This window comes from Ruegeria sp. A5, from assembly GCF_056543005.1.
The window spans coordinates 194,945-214,463 of the sequence record NZ_JBQGAV010000007.1; the positions used below are offsets into that span (position 1 = coordinate 194,945).

The following is a 19,519-nucleotide window of genomic DNA, read 5'->3' on the forward strand; positions in this document are numbered from 1 at the left end:
GAGCGACATGATCGAAACCCGTACCCTTAGCCTTGCTGAAATCGAGGATATTTCTTTCCGTGCATTGGTTTCCGCGGGCACCAGCGAAGAAAACGCGCGCCCATTGGCAATTGCAACCGCCGCAACCGAGGCGGACGGGGTGGCGAGCCATGGTCTGGCCTATATCCCGATCTATTGCGAACATGTTCAGTGCGGCAAGGTAGATGGGCAGGCCACCCCTCAGCTGTCCCAGCCGCGCCCCGGCGTAGTGACGGTCGACGCCGCGACCGGGTTCGCCCACACGGCGATCGACACGGGATTTGAGGTGTTGACCAATACGGCGCGCACGCAAGGCGTTGCGGTGCTGGCGATCCGCAACAGCTATAACTGCGGCGTTCTGGGGTATCACACCTACCGGCTGGCGCAGGCTGGTTTTGTGGGACTTGGGTTCACCAACGCGCCCGCCTCCATCGCGCCGTCCGGTGGTGCCAAACCGGTGGTCGGAACCAACCCATTTTCAATCGCGGTCCCTGGAAACGACGGCCAACCCGCATTACTGATCGATCAAAGCGCCAGCACCATCGCCAAAAGCGAGGTCATGAAACACGCGCGCGAAAGCAAACCAATCCCGGTTGGCTGGGCGTTGGACGCAGATGGCAACCCTACGACCGACCCGAATGTTGGGCTTAAGGGTTCCATGGCCCCATCGGGTGGGTACAAGGGGGTTGGCGTTGCCCTGATGACCGAGGTTTTGGCTGCAGCGCTGACCGGTGCCACGCTTGGGATACACGCCTCACCTTTTTCGGGAACCGCCGGTGGGCCTCCGAAAACAGGTCAATTCTTTATTGCAATTGACGCTTCTGCGACTGCGGATGACGCATTTTCTTCCAGAATTGTCGATCTTGTCGAAGCGATCCGATCTCAGAACGGCGCACATTTGCCCGGTGACGGCCGCCAGGCAAAGCGTTTGGTGGCCAAGAACGATGGTGTGGCTGTCAGTGTAGCGACCCTCGACAAAATAGAAGCTCTGCTGACGTAGGGCTCGATGGCGAAGCTCCGGGACGCTCATGAAGATCTTTCTGGAAATCAGGACACGTGCGAATAGGGAGGAAACACATGTCTATGAAGGAACCTTTTACCGATCTGGAGATCAAGCGATCTTCGGGCGGGTTTTATGAAGGGCACAGTGTTGAGATTGCCTTGCTGAGCAAGTCAATCATGGTCGCGCTGGTTATCTGGGCGCTTGTCTGGCCCGCAAATGCAAACGGAGTTCTTGGAAGCCTGAACTCGCGTCTGCTGGAAGATTTCAACGCCTTCTATATCATTATTGTCGGCTTTTTTGTCTTTTTCCTGTTTGTCGTGGCGGCGCTGCCGCAAACCGGTAAGCGGCTTATGGGCCCAGAGGGCGAAAAACCAGAATTCTCGGATTTCTCATGGTTTTCGATGATGTTTGGCGCGGGCTTGGGCGTCGGTCTCATGGTGTTCGCTACCGCTGAGCCTTTAGGGCTGTGGGGATCGAACCCGGTTGTCATCGCGGGCGATGTCGTCGGCAATAGCGAAGACGCATTGCAGTCGGGATATCGCTACACTTTCCTGCATTACGGGTTTCACGCCTGGGCGATCTATGTGGTGACCGGTCTGTCGCTGGCCTATTACGCCTACACGCGCAACATGCCCCTGACTATTCGCACCGCGCTGACACCTCTGTTCGGCAAGCTGATGAACGGCTTCCTGGGCCACGTCGTGGATGTGCTGGGCGTGGTGGCAACCATTTTGGGTGTTTCAGTTACCATCGGGTACGGGGTTTCGCAGTTCATCGACGGCTTATACGCCATTTCGGGTATGGAATGGATGATGGATCTGACCGGTGACGCACCGGCCCCCAGCACTGTTGGTCTGCTGGCTGGCCTCATTGTGATCATGGGCCTCTCGATCATCTCGGCTGTCTCTGGTGTTGGTCGTGGCGTCAAGTACCTGTCTAACCTGAACCTGGTGTTGTCGCTGATCCTGTTGCTGGTCTTTGTTGTCTTTGGGTCGTTCCTGTTCGCGATGACGACTTACGCAACTGCATTTGTCGATTACATCCAGCACTTCATTTCGCTCAGCTTTGGTGCTTTCAATCCGCAATCGGCGGCGGCGTTTGATGCTGCCCTGCCGAGTGAAGCAGCGCCGTTTGCCGATGCGCTTTATGCCGGTGCGACCAATCCTTGGGGATCGTTTGACGGGTTCAAATCTGGCCTGGAAGGCGACGCCGCCGCGCTGCCGGAATCTGTTCTGGCTTCGGTCTACGCCGCAGGTGATCCGGGTCGGCAGTTTGGCTGGCAAGCGGGCTGGACCACGTTCTACTGGGCCTGGTGGATCGCGTTTTCGCCGTTCGTTGGCCTGTTCCTGGCGCGCATTTCCAAGGGACGCTCTGTGCGTGAGTTCATCATCGGTTGTGTCTTTGCCCCTGCGCTGGTCTGCTTTGCGTGGATGACCATTCTGGGTGGCACCGCGATCGATCTCGAACTGAATGGCACCGCCGAAGGCGCCATCATCGGGGCCTCGAACACCGCCAAGCTGTTTGTCACCTTGCAAGAGATGATCACCGGTGGGCTGTTATCCGGCATCACCGTGATGTGCGTCATCCTGATCATGACCTTCCTGGTCACCTCGGCGGACTCGGGCATTCTGGTGATGAACACCATCATGTCTGGCGGAGATCAGAACATCGGCAACAAGCACAAGATCGTCTGGGGCCTTATCCTGACAGCGGTGATTGGCGCTCTGATCCTCGCTGCGGGTGAAAACAATCCGATGGACGCCTTGCGAAATGCGATGATCATCGGTGCGCTACCCTTTACGATGGTCATGGGCCTGATGTGCATAGCGCTCGCCAAGGCGCTTTATCGCGATGGTCTGAGGCAAAAGCAGACCACAGCACCTGCGGAATAAACCTAGGCACGGGCGGTTGTGATGCAACCGCCCGCTGTCATCAGGCGCTTGTGCGCGCGTCAACTTCAACCCAATTCAATGAAAATGCCAGTGGCAGAGACGCCACGTGATCGTGCACCACTCGAAGCATTATGTCGGACGTGAAGATGGTGCTGCTGGAGAGAATTGAACTCTCGACCTCTCCCTTACCAAGGGAGTGCTCTACCTCTGAGCTACAGCAGCGCTGTGGGCGGGTGATTAGACTCAAACGAAACGCGGCGCAAGGGTGTCTGGACGGTTTTTTTCTACTCCTGTAGAGAAAGGCAATGGCAGACAAAAATTCACCTAAAAAACACGGCAAGTCCGGGGAAACGCGCGAAGACCGTCTAAAGGCGGCGCTAAAAGCGAATATGGCGCGGCGCAAGGCTCAGGCCAAGGCGCGGGCCACCTCCGGGGACAAAGCCGGCAAGGACGAGGGATAAGAGCAAATGGATTCGATTCTGGTAACGGGTAATGGCCCGCTGAACGGGCAGATTCCCATTGCGGGGGCCAAAAATGCGTGTCTGACGCTGATGCCCGCGACCTTGCTCAGCGAAGAACCGCTGACGTTGACCAATGCGCCGCGTTTGAGTGACATCAAGACCATGACGGCGCTGCTGCGGTCGCTGGGGGCCGAGGTGTCTTCGCTGCAGGATGGTCAGGTCATTGCGATGTCCAGCCATGACCTGAACAGCCACACGGCGGATTATGACATCGTGCGAAAAATGCGCGCTTCGAACCTGGTGTTGGGGCCGATGCTGGCGCGGCTGGGGCAGGCCGTGGTGTCGCTACCTGGTGGATGTGCCATTGGCGCGCGCCCGATGGATTTGCATGTCGAAGGGCTTGAGGCGCTGGGCGCCGAGATCGAGCTTAAAGATGGCTATCTGCGCGCGAAGGCGTCGGGCGGGCTGAAAGGTGCTGTGCATGAGATGCGCTTTGCCTCGGTCGGCGCGACCGAGAACATCGTCATGGCCGCTACGCTGGCCAAGGGCACCACGGTGCTGAAAAACGCCGCGCGCGAGCCCGAGATTGTCGATCTGGTCGAATGCTTGCGCAAGATGGGCGCGCAGATTTCGGGTGAGGGGACCTCGACCATCGAAATTCAGGGTGTCGATCGTCTGCACGGCGCGACCCATCAGGTGGTGACCGACCGGATTGAGCTGGGCACTTATATGCTGGCCCCGGCGATCTGCGGGGGCGAGGTTGAGCTGCTGGGCGGGCGCATGTCGCTGGTCGAATCCTTCGCCGCCAAGCTGGATGCGGCGGGGATCAGTGTTTCTGAAACCGACAAGGGGCTGAAAGTTTCTCGTAAGAACGGGCGTGTGACCTCGGTCGATGTGGTCACCGAACCCTTCCCCGGCTTCCCGACCGATCTGCAGGCTCAGATGATGGCGCTGATGTGCACTGCCGAAGGTGTGTCCGTGCTTGAAGAGCGTATTTTCGAGAATCGCTTTATGCATGCGCCCGAACTGGTGCGCATGGGCGCGAATATCGAGGTACATGGCGGCACGGCCACCGTAACCGGGGTCGAACGATTGAAAGGTGCTCCGGTGATGGCGACAGACCTGAGGGCCTCGGTCTCGCTGATCCTTGCCGGAATGGCGGCGGAAGGTGAGACGGTTGTCAGTCGGGTCTATCATTTGGACCGCGGATATGAACATGTGGTGCGCAAGCTGGAAGGCGTGGGCGCAAAGATCGAACGGATTAAAGGTCAATGACAGACGCGAGTTTCAAAGACGGCCGCGAGGCACCGCTGAACCTTGGAGCCGAAGATGCCGATGACCTCCAGGTGATTGCGACCCTGACGCAGGATGCGGTTTTCCCGGTGACCGAGATGACATGGCAACCCGGCCAGCGCCGCTTTGCGCTGTTGCTCAATCGCTTTCGCTGGGAAGACAAGGATGCCGCTGCCCGGCGCGGTCGCGCCTACGAGCGGGTGCAGGCCGTTTTGATGTTCGGCTCGGTTCTGTCGGTAGCGAGTCAGGGCATCGACCGCAGCGACAAGGACATGATCCTGTCTCTGCTCTCGGTCGAATTCGAGCCAAGCGAGGATGGCGCGGGGCAAATCCTGTTGACCTTGGCAGGCGACGGCGCGATCCGCCTGTCGGTTGAGGCCATCGATGCAACGCTCAAGGATGTGACGCGTCCCTACAAGGCGCCTTCTGGACAAGCGCCCCATCACCCCGAGTGAAGAATAAACGTGGCATCGCTCAGGCCTTCCCGAATCCGCCACGCGGCATCACGGTGCGGCGGGCAACCGTGTTTGATGTATTCGACATCAGCCGTGTTCTGATCCGATCGATCCGTGACCTCTGTCGGGCGGATCATCTGGATAATCCCGAAAACCTTTCCCGCTGGTCTGCCAATAAGGATCCGGCTTCGGTCCGAAACTGGATCGATAGTGGAGCAATCCTTTGGGTCGCTACGCAAGTGGGAGTGGTTACTGCAGTGGGCGGTTTAAGTGGCGAGGGTGAGATATCTCTGCTCTATGTCGATCCCGATCACGCAGGGCGCGGGCTCGGAGCAGCGCTGCTGCATCGGTTGGAAGAGGAACTGCAGACACGTGGCGCCTCTGAGGCGCATCTGCACGCGAACAAAACGGCACATTCGTTCTATCTGGCGCACGGCTGGCATGATGTCGGCGACCCGACGGAATGGCACGGCATCCCCCAGTTCCCGATGCGCAAATCGCTGCACCCAGCGGCCTAAGGGTTGAGGCCACCCGGCCCGGGCGATAAGACCCGTTGAAACGCTTCCGGAGTCTCTCACATGCCCGCTTTCCTCGATACGACCTCCGCCGGTTTCGAACCTGCATTTCAGGCGCTGTTGTCCGCCAAGCGCGAGGACAGCCCCGATGTGGATGCGGTCGTGGCGCAGATCATCGATGATGTGCGGACCCGTGGTGATGCTTCGGTGATCGAACTTACCGCGAAATTCGACCGGCTGGAGCTGACGCCCGAGACCATGGCCTTTTCATCCAATGAGATCGCCGAGGCCGTTGCGCAGGTCACGCGCCAGGACCGGGCCGCGTTGGAACTGGCTGCAGAACGCATTCGTGCATATCACGAAAAGCAGATGCCCGAGGATCATCAGTGGACCGATGAGGCAGGCGCAACACTCGGCTGGCGCTGGTCGGCGGTGTCGGCTGCGGGGCTTTATGTGCCGGGCGGATTGGCTTCATACCCGTCGTCGGTTCTTATGAACGCAATACCTGCGAAGGTGGCGGGCGTAGACCGGTTGGCCATTGTCGTCCCCACACCTGAGGGTCAGGCAAACCCGTTGGTCCTGTTGGCAGCGCAATTATCTGGTGTGGATGAGATTTACCGCATCGGCGGTGCGCAGGCGATTGCCGCTTTGGCCTATGGCACCGATACGATTGCGCCGGTGGACAAGATCACCGGGCCGGGCAATGCTTTTGTCGCCGCTGCCAAACGTCGGGTTTTTGGCAAAGTCGGCATCGATATGATCGCGGGCCCCTCGGAAATTCTGGTCATTGCAGACAAGGACAACGACCCCGACTGGATCGCGCTGGACCTGCTCAGCCAGGCCGAGCATGACGAAAGCGCCCAATCTATTTTGATCACGGATGACGCAGAATTTGGTCAAGCCGTGACGCAAGCGGTGGAAAAACGTCTTGAGACCCTGCAACGCCGCGCCATCGCCCGGGCCAGCTGGCGCGACTTTGGTGCCGTAATCACTGTGCGCGATCTGGACGAGGCTGCCGCGTTGTCCAACCGCATCGCGCCCGAACATCTGGAACTCTGCGTGGCCGACCCGGTGGCGTTAAGCCAGCAAACGATCCATGCCGGTGCCATTTTCCTTGGCCAGTACACGCCCGAAGCCATTGGCGATTATGTCGGCGGCCCCAATCACGTGCTGCCCACAGCGCGTTCGGCGCGCTTTTCGTCTGGCCTTAGCGTGATGGATTTTCTCAAACGCACAACGCTCAGCCAGATGACACCCGAAGCTTTGCGCGCCATCGGCCCGGCGGCTGAAACGCTTGCGCAATCCGAAAGCCTCGAAGCGCATGGCCTGTCCGTTTCGGCGCGCCTTAACCGGCTGAATGGCTGAAGTGACGCAATGACTTGGCGCTCATGGCGCTTCTGTACGTTGCTCAATGAAAATCGTTGTTATAGGTCTGTGCAGACGCAAGGATTGTGACCGTTAAGATGACCCGTATTTCGCATATCGAACTGGACGACCGAAATCTGCCCCCGCCGACACCGGAGATCGAGCAGGAGCGGAAGGTCGCCATATATGATTTGCTTGAAGACAACTCGTTCACGCTGCCAGCACGCGACGATCGGATGATCCCCGACGGGCCCTACCATGTGCAGCTATCAATCCGTGATAAGCGACTGGTTTTCGATATCGCCACCGAAGCCAGCGAGAAGGCGGCTGAGTTTCATCTGTCGCTTGGTCCATTCCGGCAGGTCGTAAAAGACTATTTTCAGATCTGCGAGAGCTATTTCGATGCGGTGAAAACACTGCCGCCCAGCCAGATCGAAACGATCGATATGGCTCGGCGCGGCATCCACAACGAAGGCAGCCGCGTATTACAGGAAAGGCTGGAAGGCAAAGCTGAGGTTGATACTGATACTGCCCGCCGCCTCTTTACGCTCATCTGCGTCCTTCATTTTGGAGGCTAACGGGTGACGCCTCTGCCGCAGTCCATTCTGTTCTGTTGCGACCACAATTCGGTTCGGTCACCCATGGCCGAAGGCATCATGAAGAAGTTTTACGGCACCGGCACCTATGTGCAATCCGCCGGTGTGCATAACGATCTTGAGATCGATGGGTTCTGCATCGCAGCCTGTCAGGAGATTGGCGTTGAGCTGTCCCGTCACCGCTCGCGTTCTTTTGACGAAATGGAGCAATGGGGCGATGACCTCAGTTCATTTGATCTGATCGTGGCCCTGTCACCCGCCAGCCAGCGAAAAGCGCTGGAACTGACGCGTTTTTTTCACCTGGATGTCGATTATTGGCCAATTATGGACCCTACCGGACTAGGTGAAACCCGCGAGGACAAGCTACGTCATTATCGACAAACCCGAGATCAGATCATCGCGCATCTGAAAGACCGCTGGGGTGAACCGACGGAGTGACCATGAACCCGACCGTGAAAACTTACTTTGATGCCTTCAATGCCGGTGACGTGGATGGCATGTTGGCCTGCCTGTCGGATGACGTGGCCCATCATGTCAACGAAGGTCAGATTCGCGTCGGCAAAGAGAAATTTGCCGCCTTCTGCGCGCATATGAACCGCTGCTACCGCGAGAACCTGACGGATATCGTGATCTTTGAAGCCGAAGGCGGTACCCGTGCTGCGGCTGAGTTCATCGTCAACGGAACCTATCTGGAAACTGATGAAGGTCTGCCAGAAGCGTATGGGCAGACTTACCGCTTGCCTGCGGGTTCGTTTTTTGACCTTAACGACGGCAAGATCACCCGCGTGACCACGTTTTACAACCTTGCGGACTGGACCAAACAGGTCTCGAATGGCTGAGATTTCGCAGGTCCGCGCAATGACCGGATCGACATTGGTCGACGCGTTGGATGAAGTCGCGCGCCTGCGGATCGACGTATTTCACGCTTGGCCATATCTCTATGATGGCGATCTGAAGTATGAGCGGAAATACCTGCAGTCCTACGTCGATAGCGCCAGGGCCATCGTTGTCGGAGCGTTCGACGGTGATACTTTGGTGGGTGCTTCGACGGGTGCACCTTTGACGGATCACGCCGACGATTTCGCGGCCGCGTTCGAAGGCTCGGGCCTATCGCTGGGCGATATCTTCTATTGCGCAGAATCGGTTCTGCTGCCGGAGTATCGCGGGCAGGGAGCAGGCCATACGTTCTTTGATCTGCGCGAAGCCTACGCCCATGCGATGGGATTCACCAAAAGCGCCTTCTGCAGTGTAGTACGCCCTGACGACCACCCCATGCGACCAGATCATTACCGCCCGTTGGATGCCTTCTGGCGCGCGCGGGGATATGCGCCGCTTCCTGGCGTCGTGGCGCTATTCTCGTGGAAGGATCGAGGCGACGATTGCGAAACCCAAAAGCCGCTTCAATTCTGGATTCGGGATTTATAAGCCATCCATGCGCGTCGCGCCGGGTGTTTGAAACGGGTTGTGGCATTGTGAGTTGGCGATGACATGTGCGGCCGAATTTGCCTGAAACACCCTATGATTGTATAGTTTCACCTATTCAATTGCGCGTTTTCATGGGGAAATTTGATGAAGTCCGTTTTCAATCGCCTGATTCCGGCCTTGGTGCCGCTGACTTTGATCACCGGTTGTGCCTACGAGAACAGGGCCTTTAATGCCGAGCAAACCGTGCTGTCGAATACATCGGGAGACGTTATCCAGCACGCTGTAGGGATCGGGGGTGCGTTTGAAACGGCACCAAAAACATTTCAGTCCACCAGCCTGTTGCTTGAACGCGGTCCTATTCGTACGTCGTATTATGCGCTGCAACTTTCAGATGCCTACAAAAGGCTGGGCGACGAAGCAGCGCGCAATCGGGACCTGACAGCGGCGGCACTGATCACTGTAGCAGGCGGTGCCGCGCTTGGAAGTGCGGCCTCGATCTCAGGAAAAGACCTGGCCTTGGTCTTGGCCGGTGGAGCTTTGATCAATGAAGGCGTTAAATACGTAAACCCTAACAGCGCGGCGCAGGCTTTCTACGTGGCATCCGAGTCAATGGCGTGCGCAAGCGCTGCGATTGCCGCCCATGTGCCCGTGGACACTCCACCTGACATTCGTGTGTCTTCTCTGGCCCTTTGGTACATTCGAAAAATTGAGGTTTTGCTGCGCGCGGGATTGAAGCGGGACGTACCGGACTGGAACACGTTGCTCAAAAACCTTGGTTTGACGAGGCAAGGAGCCAATGAGGTGGACGCTCTGCGAGCTGGAGACATAAACCTCAGTGCATTGGAAGTAGACTTGGAAAAGTGCCTGAGGCGAGAACCGGTCGAGAAAGGCAAAGCCAAGACTTAGTACGTCGTGCGGGAGACTTTTCCGTGGTACAAAAAATACGCCTCTGTTTTTGACCTCAATCCGAAAACTGCCGCCGTTTTGCTGCGCGGATCTCGCGAGCTTGTTGTTCTTGACCAACGCGAAATGAATCCTCGACGAAATCCATATGCGTGCGTGCGGCGGTTTCTGCACGGTCCGGGTCGCCATCGATGATGGCCTGCGCGATTGCCTTGTGCTGATCAAGCAGTGCTTCACCCGTGCCGTCCATCGAGCGCAGGAAGCGGCGGTTGTAGAACACGCCTTGGCGCGTGAGGTCATAGATGGATGCCATCATGTGGATAAGGGTCGTGTTTTGGCTCGCATCGACAACGGCGGCGTGCAGTCGAAAATCAGCCTCTTCACTGGCATCCTGATCGTCATTCTCCCAGGCTCGCTGCATTTCATCGATGATTTCGGCGATCCGTTCCTTGTCGGACTGTGTGGCGCGCTGTGCGGCGAGGCGGCTGGCAAAGGCCTCTTGCTCGCGCCGGTATTCAAGATAATCGTAGAAAGCACTGCCGTGCCGGGCATAGAGCGACAGAAGGGCGGGCGACATGGCACGACCGGTCAGTGGGGCGATAAAGGTGCCCTCGCCATGTCGCACGGTCACCAAGCCGCGATTTTCGAGGATTTGGAGTGCTTCGCGCAGCTTGGGGCGTGAAACGCCTAGGGCTTCCGCAAGCTCCCGTTCAGACGGGATTTTGCGACCCTCTTTCAGGATTCCATCAACAATCATTGTCTCGATTTGTGCAACGACAGCATCGGCAATTGATTCGTGACCAACGGGATCAAAGAGGCTGTTCGTGCTCATAATTCCTGTCCGGTAGTTAGATTAAAGATCGTCGAAGTTGTTTATAATATTTACCACTAGCTTTCGACATTGCAAGAAAAACTACCCAAAAATACGGATGCTCGCTGCGCGTATAAGCGTTTGTTTTTATTGAGTGTCGCAAAATTATTCGAAAATTCCAGGTTATGATAGGTCAATCTTCGTTATGAGCCACACCACCGCGGTGTAGCCAAATTGGTAAATAAAATTGTTGACTGAATTATAAGGTAAACAATATTTACCACTTAAGCCGTGCTCGCGGCGAGAGTGACAGCCAGACCACCGGCTGATCTTTACCTTGGAGGAGAACCCATGAAGACCACCCTGACATCGCTTGCCGTTGCGGCCTCGCTGCTGGCAGCCCCGGTTGCCCACGCGGCGGATAAGATGCTGCTAAAAACCCCAATCGCGTTTTCAACCGCTCTACCGGGCCTCGGCTCGCCGATCCCGCGCGTGGCCGAACAGCTGGACCTGATGTCCGGCGGCACGCTGAAGATGAAGGTTTACGAACCGGGCAAGCTGGTCCCGCCGTTTGAAATTCTGGATGCGGTGTCTTCAGGCAAGATCAATTCGGGCTATACCACTGCCGGCTACTGGGCGGGTAAGATCCCGGCTGCACCGTTGTTCTCGGCCGTTCCGTTTGGCCCTGAGGCGGGCGAATACATGGCGTGGCTCTACTATGGCAACGGCATGAGCTTGTATCAGGAGATGTATGATCAGGCCGGTTTCAACGTCCATGTCATTCCCTGCGCCATCATCGCCCCCGAAACCTCGGGCTGGTTCGCGAATGAGATCAACAGCCCCGAGGACCTGAACGGCCTGAAGATGCGCTTTTTCGGTTTGGGTGGCGAAGTGATGCAGAAGCTGGGTGTGGCCACCTCGCTCCTGCCCGGAGGTGAAATCTTCCCGGCACTGGAAAAAGGCGCGATCGACGCGACCGAATTCTCGATGCCTGCCATCGACGCACGCCTCGGTTTCCACAAGTTGGTCAAGTACAACTACTTCCCCGGCTGGCACCAGCAAGCGACAGTGTTTGAACTGATGATCAACAAGGACGTCTGGAACGAAGCCAGCGATCAGCACAAAGCGATCATCGAAAATGCCTGTAAGGCTTCGATGGCTGACAGCTTTGCCGAAGGTGAGGCGATCCAACACGCTGCGCTGCTGGACAACGTTGAAAACAATGGTGTTCAGATCAAGCAGTGGAACGACGAGATGCTGTCGACCTTCCGCGCGACCTGGGAAGAGGTTGCCGCAGAACAGGCCGCCAACGACGAATTCTTTGCCAAGGTTCTGGCCGACATGAACGAATTCCGTGACGGTTATGCGGTCTGGAAAGAGAACGCATTCCTCCCCCGCAAGTAAATTTGCCGCTTGCGATTATCCGGGGGCGGCTTCCTTCCGCCGCCCTCGGACCCTTCTGATTTTCTTTATTTTCCCCAACGACCCGGGCGCATTCACGTCCCCACTGCCGAACTCTTGAGGAGGAGACCATGGCCGAGACACAGCGTCATCAGGACGACCCGATTGAAGTCTATGAAAGCATCCTTGAGCATGGGGAGCCCGATCGCCAGAAACTGGCCGTTGCCATCGACAACGGCGTCAAGGCGGTGGGTCATGTGGTCATGTGGGCCAACTTGCTGCTGGTTGCGGCCATCGTTTCGCAAGTGGCGATGCGCTATCTGCTGAACCAGAACTATCCCAAGCTGGATGAGATTCAGTGGCATTTCTATGGTCTGGTGACGATGATCGGCATTTCTTATGCGCTGGTCACCGACAGCCATGTGCGGGTGGACCTGCTGCACATGCAGCTCAGCCAGCGCGCGCGGCGGATTATCGAGATCATCGGAATCTTCACCCTATTGGTGCCGTTCATCTATTTGATGATCGATCAGGGGTATGACTATTTTTACGAAAGCTGGCGCGTCAATGAATCCTCGGACAGCCCTACCGGTCTACCTGCGCGTTGGGCTTTGAAAGGTGTGATCCCGGCCAGTTTTGTATTGCTGGCATTGGCTGCGGCGGCGCGGCTGATCCACGACGTGCACGCCCTGATCGTCAATCTCGACGAGGAACGGCAAGGCAAGGGCCTGCGTCTGATCGTCTGGGCGCTGTTGGGCTTTGCTGTGGTGGCGACCGCGCTGACCTTCCTGGTGGAAACGACTGAGGAAAAACTGGTCATCGCGATGTTCCTGACCTTCATCGCGCTGCTTTTCACCGGCTTCCCGGTGGCATGGACGCTGGCCGGGGTCGGGGTCGCATATTGCGGGCTCGCTTATCTGTTCGACAACGGCATGATGAATTGGACCGGGCTTGAGGAAACTCTGACCGGTCTGGACTATCTGACGCTGGGCGCGGTGGTGAACCGGGTCTATGCCACCATGTCAAATGCGGTTCTGGTGGCCTTGCCGATGTTCATCTTCATGGGCCTGATGCTGGACGAATCCGGTGTGGCCGAGCGTCTGATGACCTCGATGCAGCGCCTGTTTGGTACGGTGCGCGGCGGGCTGGCGATCACGGTGACAATGATCGGTATCATCCTGGCCGCCTCAACTGGCATTATCGGAGCCTCGGTGGTGCTGCTGGGCGTGCTTTCGCTGCCGTCGATGATGGAGCAGAAATACAGCCCCTCATTGGCCGCCGGTGTGGTCAGCGCTTCAGGCACGCTGGGCATCCTCATCCCGCCGTCGATCATGCTTGTCATCATGGCGGACCAGATGGCGCTATCGGTCGGCGACCTATTTATGGCTGCAGTGTTCCCCGGCGTGATCATTGGCGCGCTCTACCTGACCTATATTTTTGTCATCGCCCTGATCAAACGCGACGTGGCCCCAGTACCCGAAGGCGCAACCCGTCCTGACTGGAACGCAGTCAAGGACGTGCTGATTGCAGTCTTGCCGACGCTGGCCCTGATCCTCGCCGTGCTGGGCTCGATCTTCGCGGGTTTGACCACACCGACCGAAGCCTCGGGCGTGGGCGCGTTGGGAGCCACTCTGCTGGCGCTGGGATATCGCAAGCTGACGCTGGCCAAGCTGGTGAATGTGCTGAAAGCAACGTTCAACACCACCGCCTATATTTTCGCGATCTTCCTTGGTGCGACGGTGTTCTCCTATGTCTTGCGCGAACTGGGCGGCGACGCGTTGATCGAGGATATGATCCACGGTACCGGGCTCGGCCCAAATGGCACTGTCTTCATGATCCTGTTCATCGTCTTCCTGCTGGGCTTCGTGCTGGACTGGATCGAGATCACGCTCATCGTTCTGCCCTTGATGCGCCCCATCGTGAACGGGCTGGGCCTGGATATCGACGGCTTCGGTGTCATCGATGAACCTGCGCTGGTGTGGTTCGTAATCCTTGTGGCGGTGACGTTGCAGACCTCTTTCCTGACACCTCCGGTTGGATTTGCGCTTTTCTATCTGAAAGGGGTCTGCCCGCCCGAGATCAAGCTGACTGACATCTACAAAGGGATTATCCCATTCGTGATACTGCAGCTGACCGGCCTGTTCTTTGTCTTCTTGTGGCCGCAACTGGCCACGTGGTTGCCCTCGGTCGCGTATTAACGGAGGGTAGCGGGATGAACGATGCCGATCTGATCAAGCGTCTTCAGGCCATTTGTGGGCGGCGGCGCGTTTTGACTTCGTCGCGCAGCACCCGCCGCTTTCGCCGGGGGTTCAGATCAGGTGAAGGGGACGCGCTCGCGGTGGCTCAGCCCGCCACGCTGCTGGAACAATGGCAGGTGCTTCAAGCCTGCGTTGCCGCCGACAAAATCGTCATCATGCAAGCCGCCAATACCGGCCTGACCGAAGGGTCTACGCCCAAGGGTAGCTACGATCGTGATGTAGTGTTGATCAACACGCGGCGGATGGACGATCTGCATCTGATCAATGAAGGCAAACAGGTCATCAGCTTTCCGGGCAGCACACTGTTTGCGCTGGAAAAGCTGCTGGACCCGATTGGCCGCCAGCCGCATTCGGTGATCGGATCTTCGTGCATCGGTGCCTCAGTCGTTGGCGGGGTGTGCAACAACTCGGGCGGTTCGCTGGTCGAGCGCGGCCCCTCCTATACCGAGCTGTCACTGTACGCGCGGATCACTCAGGATGGCGAGCTTGAGTTGGTCAATCATCTAGGCATGCAATTGGGTGATACACCCGAAGAAATCCTGACCCGACTGCAGAACGGTGATTTCTCAGCAACTGATATCGAGACCGACAATCGCAAAGCCTCTGACACCGATTACGCCCGTCGGGTGCGTAATGTAGATGCTGAAACGCCAGCACGCTTTAACGCTGATAAGTCGCGTCTATACGAAGCAGCGGGCTGCGCGGGTAAACTGGCGGTTTTTGCGGTTCGGCTGGATACATATGCCAAGAACGAAGCAGAACGTACTTTCTACGTCGGGGCGCACGACACCGAGGCATTCACGGAATTGCGCCGTCGCATCCTGTCCGACTTCAAAACCCTGCCGGTCAGCGCTGAATACATGCATGAGGAGGTATTCGATATCTCTGACCGCTATGGCAAAGACACCATGGTGATGATTGACAAGTTGGGAACCGACCGTTTGCCCACTTTCTTTGCGCTGAAGGGCGCGGTGGACGCGCGTTTGGAAGGCATACCGGTTCTCGGCAATTTTACCGATCGTTTCATGCAGTTCGCGATGCGACTTTGGCCCGATATCCTGCCGCGCCGGATGCGGGCCTATCGGGATCGGTATCCGCATCACCTGATACTCAAAATGCGCGATGGCGGTATCGATGAAGCGCGCGATCTACTCAATGACATGACTGCCGAAGACAAGCTGGATTTCTTTGAATGCGACCTGCGTGAGGCAAAGATCGCTGGGCTACATCGTTTTGCTGCCGCAGGTGCAGCCATTCGTTATATGAAGGTTCATGCAGCCGAAGTGGAAGATATCATCGCCCTAGATATCGCGCTGCGCCGCAATGACGTCGACTGGTTCGAAGACTTGCCAGTTGAGATCGCGGATCAACTGGTCGGCAAACTCTACTATGGCCACTTCATGTGTCATGTTCTGCATCAGGATTACATCGTCAAGAAAGGCGCAGACCCGAACGCGTTGAAGGCCGCAATGCTAAAGTTGCTGGACAAACGCGGCGCTGAATACCCGGCCGAACACAATGTCGGCCACCTCTATGCGGCCAAACCCGATCTGGCAGCTTTCTACAAGTCGATCGATCCCACGAACAGTATGAACCCGGGAATCGGAAAGATGTCCCGCAACAAGCACTATTCGTGAGACGGAACGCTGCTGACCCGTATCCGTTGGATACTACTTGAAGCTGCGGCTGTCCTTGATCTGATCCCAGGCCCAGACGACCTCTTGCAACTGCTCTTCCTGAGATCGGTCACCACCGTTCATATCCGGGTGCAGCACTTTGATCAGCTTCTTGTAGGCTTTGCGAATCTCTGCCTTCGACCAGCTATCTTGCGCTTCGAGGATCTCAATCGCGCGGCGCTCGGTCGGTGGCAGGCGTCGACCGCCGGAATTGGCGCGGCCGGGATTTTTGGTGGCGTTTTCGCCTAGAACCTGATGCGGGTCCTCGATCCCCAGACGTGCCCAGGCACGGGCCTCAGGGTCGCCCATCGGTTTGGTCTCACGCTCCCACACTTTGTCCTTCGAACGCTGCGCGTTTAGTTCGGCCTCGGTGGTGCCGTCGAAGAAATTCCATTTCTGGTTATATTCGCGCACATGTTGCTGGCAGAACCAGAAAAAATCATCCAGCACGTCCGGAGCTTTGGGCGCGCGAAACTTACCGGGTTCTTCACAGCCCTCATGATCACAGATTCGCACCGAAGTTTCGGACGCACCTGACATACCCCGACGGCCGCGCGGCTTCTTTTTCTTAGCGCTCGACACGGACATATCGAATCCGAAGGGATCTGACTTTACCATCTGCACAACCTCACGAAGGCATCTTTTCGACTCGGAGGCAGCAGTTTAATCTAAGCAGCCGAAAGTAGAAGAGGGGGACGGCAATTTATTTGCCGTTGAGCATAAAAATGAGCGTGACCGACGAAATCCGTGAACGATTGCAGGCAGCATTTAACCCGCGTGAGCTGGAGGTGGTTGACGACAGCGAGAGCCATCGTGGTCACGCTGGATATCAGGAGGGCGGTGAAAGTCATTTCAACGTCCTTATTCGTTCTGCGGCTTTCGAGGGGCAATCCCGCGTTGCCCGCCATCGCGCAGTACATACGGCATTGGGGGATATAGTCCCCCGTATCCATGCGCTTGCTCTGGATATCGACGTCTGACAGTCGCGGCCTTGGTTCAGATAAGCGACGATTACGTCGCCAATTCTCTGCGGATTTAATCTCGATCAAGGCATCGCGATACATGACCCTCTAATATTCGCCTCGTCGATCTCCGGTTAACCGGAGCGATCAGATTTGCGGATAATGAGGGCTTTTTAGATGATGACCAAAGCCAGAACGTGGTTCTCGGCACTGTCGACAGTTTCATTGCTGTCGGTTGTTGTTGCGTTCCCGGTTCACCATGCCCAGGCGGAACAGCCGGGCCCGGTAGAAGCCATTGAGTTCGACCAAGCCAAGGCGGCACTTGGCAAACGTTTGTTTTTTGACCCGCGCCTGTCTGGCGACACCGAACTGTCCTGCGCCAGCTGCCACCAGCCGGAAAACGGCTTTACCGACGGGCGGGCCCTATCGGATGCCTATGCCGGCAGCCTGCATTTCCGCAACGTGCCGACGCTGATTAACAGCGCCAAGCGCGCCGCGTGGTTCCATGACGGTCGCATTGGCACCAACCTCAACGACGCGACCCGCGAAAGCATCACCGAGACATACTCGATGAACATGGATATGCGTTTGATGCAGGAACGCATCAAGCAAGATCCGGTTTATGTCGAGATGTTCGAAGCCGCCGGATTTGGCGAGCCGTCGAACGGCGGGGTCCGTAACGCCATCCCGGAGTATTTGAAAACGCTGATTTCGCGCGGCGCGCCGTTCGATACCGGCGAGATGTCGGAAGACGCCAAGGCGGGCTATGAGCTGTTCAATGCCAGCGGCTGCAATTCCTGCCACTCGGGCGAGCGGTTCACGGATGATCTGCCGCACAATATCGGCGTGGGCGACAACCCCGATATCTGGGCGACCCCGGAACGTCACATCACCTTTGTGACCATGATGAAGTTCCTCGGCGTCGAGAATTACATGAACCTGCGCGCCGACCCCGGTGCGTATATCCGCACTCACACCGCCGATACATTCGGCACGTTCATGACACCCACGCTGCGTGAGCTGACCTATACCGCGCCATTTATGCATAACGGCTCGATTGCGACGCTCGAGGATGTGGTGGCCTTCTACAACGCCGGTGGTGGCGAAGATGAAAACAAGGATCCGCGCATCAAGCCGCTTGGCCTCAACGAGACCGAACAAGCACAGCTGGTGGCCTTCCTTAAGGCGCTGTCTGGTGAGCCGCTGACCGGCCCGGACTTTGTCGCCGAGGACATCAATACGGATTATGCGCCGATCGAAAACTGGCAAGACGCGACAAACTGAGGAGTGGACCCATGAAAGACCTAAAGTCTTACCTTTCAGGCACAATCGCCACCGCTGCCCTGTTTGCCGTCCTAGGTGCACAGGCGATTGCGGAAACCAGCATCGAGATTGAGGCCGGCATCGGTGGCGCAGACCCCGATGTAGACTCGCCGCTGGTGGCGCTGGGCGAGCCGCCGATCCCGCTGGACAACCCGCAAACCGACGCCAAGATCGAACTGGGCAAGATGCTGTTCTTTGATGCCCGTCTTGGCGGGAATCCGTCGACGCCCTGTTCGGCCTGCCACATGCCGGATGTCGGCTGGGACGTCGAGGCACCGATCTCGTTCGGCTATCCGGGCACGACCCACTGGCGCAACAGCCAGACCATCGTGAACTCGGCCTATTACGGCAAGCTGTTCTGGGCAGGTTCCTCGAAAAGCCTTGAGAACCAGGCCAAATCCGCCGCAGGCGGTGCGGTCGCCGGCAACGGTGAGGCTGACATGATGGAGGCCCGTCTGGCCTTTGTCCCCGAATATGTCGAACGCTTTAACGATGTCTTCGGCGATCAATGGCCGCGCATCAGCAACGCATGGCGCGCCATCGCAGCGTTTGAACGGACCATCGTTCAGACCGACACGCCCTTCGACAACTATCTGCGCGGGGATGATGCGGCGCTAACCGACGAACAAAAACGCGGGCTGGAACTGTTCACCGGCAAGGCGCAATGTTCCGAATGCCACAACGGCGCGCTGCTGTCGGATGAGAAATACTACAACACCGGCGTACCCGCCTATGATGGTTGGCAGGACGATGGTCTGGCGCAGGTCACCTTCCGGTATGAGCTATATGCCAAAGGCTCGACCGAAGAGATGTATCGCCACACCAAGGACGACCCCGGCTTCTATTTCCGCACCAAGGAAAAGGCCGACAAGGGCAAGTTCCGCACGCCCAGCCTGCGCTACACCCTCTATACCGAACCCTACATGCACAATGGCATGTTGGAGACGCTTGAGGATGTGGTCGAGTACTACAACCAGGGCGGCGGCGAGAATGAGTTCGCTGAAAACAAATCCCCGCTGATCCAACCCCTTGGCCTGAATGATCAGGAAAAGGCGGATCTGGTGGCCTTCCTGAAATCCCTGTCCGGCGAGGAAATCCTGATCGAGGAACCCGAACTGCCGGACTACCAGCCGCTTCCTGCGGTTGCAGCAGAGGAGTAAGC

At 57.5% G+C, this 19,519-nt stretch carries 20 protein-coding genes and 1 tRNA gene; 18 read left to right on the forward strand and 3 right to left on the reverse strand.

Annotation, left to right across the window (positions count from 1 at the left end; genetic code table 11):
- The first annotated feature begins 7 nt into the window (after positions 1–7).
- Together ACR0AY_RS16225 and ACR0AY_RS16230 are read left to right on the forward strand one after the other, a co-directional pair.
- The gene (locus tag ACR0AY_RS16225; RefSeq protein WP_170514566.1) at positions 8–1,018 is read left to right on the forward strand and encodes an Ldh family oxidoreductase; all 1,011 of its coding nucleotides are present in this window, start codon (positions 8–10) and stop codon (positions 1,016–1,018) included.
- A gap of 77 nt (positions 1,019–1,095) precedes the next feature.
- The gene (locus ACR0AY_RS16230; protein WP_170514568.1) at positions 1,096–2,913 is read left to right on the forward strand and encodes a BCCT family transporter; all 1,818 of its coding nucleotides are present in this window, start codon (positions 1,096–1,098) and stop codon (positions 2,911–2,913) included.
- A 147-nt stretch (positions 2,914–3,060) separates the two neighbouring features.
- On the opposite strand, the gene ACR0AY_RS16235 is transcribed toward ACR0AY_RS16230, so the two are convergent.
- Positions 3,061–3,135: transfer RNA gene (locus ACR0AY_RS16235), tRNA-Thr, on the reverse strand.
- An 83-nt stretch (positions 3,136–3,218) separates the two neighbouring features.
- On the opposite strand from ACR0AY_RS16235, the gene ACR0AY_RS16240 reads away from it, so the two are divergent.
- The 10 genes from ACR0AY_RS16240 (at position 3,219) to ACR0AY_RS16285 (ending at position 9,929) form a co-directional block, all read left to right on the forward strand.
- Entirely contained in the window at positions 3,219–3,374 is a 156-nt protein-coding gene (locus ACR0AY_RS16240; RefSeq protein WP_170425679.1) for a hypothetical protein, read from the forward strand.
- Positions 3,375–3,380: 6 nt separating this feature from the next.
- Positions 3,381–4,649, forward strand: coding sequence for a UDP-N-acetylglucosamine 1-carboxyvinyltransferase (gene murA, locus ACR0AY_RS16245; RefSeq protein WP_480454410.1), 1,269 nt, complete (start codon positions 3,381–3,383; stop codon positions 4,647–4,649).
- Positions 4,646–5,122, forward strand: a complete 477-nt coding sequence (locus ACR0AY_RS16250; RefSeq protein WP_170408222.1) for a DUF2948 family protein — start codon at positions 4,646–4,648, stop codon at positions 5,120–5,122. The genes murA and ACR0AY_RS16250 overlap by 4 nt, the downstream gene beginning before the upstream one ends.
- A complete protein-coding gene (locus ACR0AY_RS16255; protein WP_170514593.1) occupies positions 5,119–5,640 on the forward strand; it encodes a GNAT family N-acetyltransferase in 522 nt (173 codons plus the stop codon). The genes ACR0AY_RS16250 and ACR0AY_RS16255 overlap by 4 nt, the downstream gene beginning before the upstream one ends.
- Positions 5,641–5,700: 60 nt before the next feature.
- Positions 5,701–7,002, forward strand: coding sequence for a histidinol dehydrogenase (gene hisD / locus ACR0AY_RS16260; RefSeq protein WP_170514596.1), 1,302 nt, complete (start codon positions 5,701–5,703; stop codon positions 7,000–7,002).
- Positions 7,003–7,100: 98 nt separating this feature from the next.
- Positions 7,101–7,580 (forward strand): UPF0262 family protein, encoded by a 480-nt coding sequence (locus tag ACR0AY_RS16265; protein WP_170398457.1) that lies wholly within the window; start codon positions 7,101–7,103, stop codon positions 7,578–7,580.
- Positions 7,581–7,583: 3 nt separating this feature from the next.
- Positions 7,584–8,036: an arsenate-mycothiol transferase ArsC gene (locus tag ACR0AY_RS16270; RefSeq protein ID WP_170398460.1), complete on the forward strand. Its 453-nt coding sequence runs from the start codon at positions 7,584–7,586 to the stop codon at positions 8,034–8,036.
- A gap of 2 nt (positions 8,037–8,038) precedes the next feature.
- Positions 8,039–8,437 (forward strand): ketosteroid isomerase-related protein, encoded by a 399-nt coding sequence (locus ACR0AY_RS16275; RefSeq protein WP_170398462.1) that lies wholly within the window; start codon positions 8,039–8,041, stop codon positions 8,435–8,437.
- Positions 8,430–9,023 carry a GNAT family N-acetyltransferase gene (locus ACR0AY_RS16280; RefSeq protein ID WP_480454411.1) on the forward strand — a complete coding sequence of 198 codons (594 nt, stop codon included), beginning with the start codon at positions 8,430–8,432 and terminating at the stop codon, positions 9,021–9,023. Before ACR0AY_RS16275 ends, ACR0AY_RS16280 begins: the two co-directional genes overlap by 8 nt.
- 144 nt (positions 9,024–9,167) lie before the next feature.
- Positions 9,168–9,929 carry a hypothetical protein gene (locus ACR0AY_RS16285; protein WP_170514606.1) on the forward strand — a complete coding sequence of 254 codons (762 nt, stop codon included), beginning with the start codon at positions 9,168–9,170 and terminating at the stop codon, positions 9,927–9,929.
- Between the two features lie 55 nt (positions 9,930–9,984).
- Here ACR0AY_RS16285 and ACR0AY_RS16290 read toward each other — a convergent pair whose 3' ends face one another.
- Positions 9,985–10,758: a FadR/GntR family transcriptional regulator gene (locus ACR0AY_RS16290; protein WP_170408227.1), complete on the reverse strand. Its 774-nt coding sequence runs from the start codon at positions 10,756–10,758 to the stop codon at positions 9,985–9,987.
- Between the two features lie 330 nt (positions 10,759–11,088).
- Here ACR0AY_RS16290 and ACR0AY_RS16295 point away from each other — a divergent pair, with 330 nt between their 5' ends.
- The 3 genes from ACR0AY_RS16295 (at position 11,089) to dld (ending at position 16,033) form a co-directional block, all read left to right on the forward strand.
- Positions 11,089–12,141 (forward strand): TRAP transporter substrate-binding protein, encoded by a 1,053-nt coding sequence (locus ACR0AY_RS16295; RefSeq protein ID WP_170398473.1) that lies wholly within the window; start codon positions 11,089–11,091, stop codon positions 12,139–12,141.
- A gap of 128 nt (positions 12,142–12,269) precedes the next feature.
- Positions 12,270–14,336: a TRAP transporter large permease subunit gene (locus ACR0AY_RS16300; RefSeq protein WP_170514610.1), complete on the forward strand. Its 2,067-nt coding sequence runs from the start codon at positions 12,270–12,272 to the stop codon at positions 14,334–14,336.
- A 14-nt stretch (positions 14,337–14,350) separates the two neighbouring features.
- A complete protein-coding gene (gene dld / locus ACR0AY_RS16305; protein ID WP_480454413.1) occupies positions 14,351–16,033 on the forward strand; it encodes a D-lactate dehydrogenase in 1,683 nt (560 codons plus the stop codon).
- Positions 16,034–16,066: 33 nt separating this feature from the next.
- Here dld and ACR0AY_RS16310 read toward each other — a convergent pair whose 3' ends face one another.
- The gene (locus tag ACR0AY_RS16310; RefSeq protein WP_170398478.1) at positions 16,067–16,690 is read right to left on the reverse strand and encodes a DnaJ domain-containing protein; all 624 of its coding nucleotides are present in this window, start codon (positions 16,688–16,690) and stop codon (positions 16,067–16,069) included.
- A 107-nt stretch (positions 16,691–16,797) separates the two neighbouring features.
- Here ACR0AY_RS16310 and ACR0AY_RS16315 point away from each other — a divergent pair, with 107 nt between their 5' ends.
- The 3 genes from ACR0AY_RS16315 (at position 16,798) to ACR0AY_RS16325 (ending at position 19,517) form a co-directional block, all read left to right on the forward strand.
- A complete protein-coding gene (locus ACR0AY_RS16315; RefSeq protein WP_170398480.1) occupies positions 16,798–17,052 on the forward strand; it encodes a BolA family protein in 255 nt (84 codons plus the stop codon).
- Between the two features lie 162 nt (positions 17,053–17,214).
- A complete protein-coding gene (locus ACR0AY_RS16320; protein ID WP_480454414.1) occupies positions 17,215–18,318 on the forward strand; it encodes a cytochrome-c peroxidase in 1,104 nt (367 codons plus the stop codon).
- 11 nt (positions 18,319–18,329) lie between these two features.
- Positions 18,330–19,517, forward strand: coding sequence for a cytochrome c peroxidase (locus ACR0AY_RS16325; protein WP_170514616.1), 1,188 nt, complete (start codon positions 18,330–18,332; stop codon positions 19,515–19,517).
- Positions 19,518–19,519 lie beyond the last annotated feature (2 nt).

Coding starts and splice junctions, on each gene's coding strand:
- ACR0AY_RS16225 (WP_170514566.1), top strand. CDS start 8: ATGATCGAAACCCGTACCCTTAGCCTTGCTGAAATCGAGGATATTTCT.
- ACR0AY_RS16230 (WP_170514568.1), top strand. CDS start 1,096: ATGTCTATGAAGGAACCTTTTACCGATCTGGAGATCAAGCGATCTTCG.
- ACR0AY_RS16240 (WP_170425679.1), top strand. CDS start 3,219: ATGGCAGACAAAAATTCACCTAAAAAACACGGCAAGTCCGGGGAAACG.
- murA (WP_480454410.1), top strand. CDS start 3,381: ATGGATTCGATTCTGGTAACGGGTAATGGCCCGCTGAACGGGCAGATT.
- ACR0AY_RS16250 (WP_170408222.1), top strand. CDS start 4,646: ATGACAGACGCGAGTTTCAAAGACGGCCGCGAGGCACCGCTGAACCTT.
- hisD (WP_170514596.1), top strand. CDS start 5,701: ATGCCCGCTTTCCTCGATACGACCTCCGCCGGTTTCGAACCTGCATTT.
- ACR0AY_RS16265 (WP_170398457.1), top strand. CDS start 7,101: ATGACCCGTATTTCGCATATCGAACTGGACGACCGAAATCTGCCCCCG.
- ACR0AY_RS16275 (WP_170398462.1), top strand. CDS start 8,039: ATGAACCCGACCGTGAAAACTTACTTTGATGCCTTCAATGCCGGTGAC.
- ACR0AY_RS16280 (WP_480454411.1), top strand. CDS start 8,430: ATGGCTGAGATTTCGCAGGTCCGCGCAATGACCGGATCGACATTGGTC.
- ACR0AY_RS16285 (WP_170514606.1), top strand. CDS start 9,168: ATGAAGTCCGTTTTCAATCGCCTGATTCCGGCCTTGGTGCCGCTGACT.
- ACR0AY_RS16290 (WP_170408227.1), bottom strand. CDS start 10,758: ATGAGCACGAACAGCCTCTTTGATCCCGTTGGTCACGAATCAATTGCC.
- ACR0AY_RS16295 (WP_170398473.1), top strand. CDS start 11,089: ATGAAGACCACCCTGACATCGCTTGCCGTTGCGGCCTCGCTGCTGGCA.
- ACR0AY_RS16300 (WP_170514610.1), top strand. CDS start 12,270: ATGGCCGAGACACAGCGTCATCAGGACGACCCGATTGAAGTCTATGAA.
- dld (WP_480454413.1), top strand. CDS start 14,351: ATGAACGATGCCGATCTGATCAAGCGTCTTCAGGCCATTTGTGGGCGG.
- ACR0AY_RS16310 (WP_170398478.1), bottom strand. CDS start 16,690: ATGGTAAAGTCAGATCCCTTCGGATTCGATATGTCCGTGTCGAGCGCT.
- ACR0AY_RS16315 (WP_170398480.1), top strand. CDS start 16,798: ATGAGCGTGACCGACGAAATCCGTGAACGATTGCAGGCAGCATTTAAC.
- ACR0AY_RS16320 (WP_480454414.1), top strand. CDS start 17,215: ATGACCAAAGCCAGAACGTGGTTCTCGGCACTGTCGACAGTTTCATTG.
- ACR0AY_RS16325 (WP_170514616.1), top strand. CDS start 18,330: ATGAAAGACCTAAAGTCTTACCTTTCAGGCACAATCGCCACCGCTGCC.